We start from the raw sequence: 225 nt of genomic DNA, 5'->3' as shown, positions 1-225 counted from the left end.
GGGCCGCCGCGCTTAGGGGCAGTACCGTGTATTCGGGGGCGTTGGCGGTGCGTGGCCACCACTGCCAGCGCGCTTGGTACGCCAGCGTGAGGCCGGCCGCGGCCAGCCCCAGCCCGGCCCGGCCCAGGGCCGCCGCGCTTAGGGGCAGTACCGTGTATTCGGGGGCGTTGGCGGTGCGTGGCCACCACTGCCAGCGCGCTTGGTACGCCAGCGTGAGGCCGGCCG

The 225-nt window shown here is 75.6% G+C and carries 1 protein-coding gene; it reads right to left on the bottom strand.

What is annotated here, in order from left to right:
* Positions 1-225, bottom strand: a 225-nt coding sequence (locus tag BEN49_RS28270) for a hypothetical protein (RefSeq protein ID WP_158022994.1), incomplete at both ends; no start/stop codon positions are given.

The organism is Hymenobacter coccineus (assembly GCF_001816125.1).
GTDB classification, from domain to species: Bacteria; Bacteroidota; Bacteroidia; order Cytophagales; family Hymenobacteraceae; genus Hymenobacter; species Hymenobacter coccineus.
Note: the sequence above shows the minus strand (reverse complement) of the source record. Positions and strands in the feature narration are given on the sequence as shown.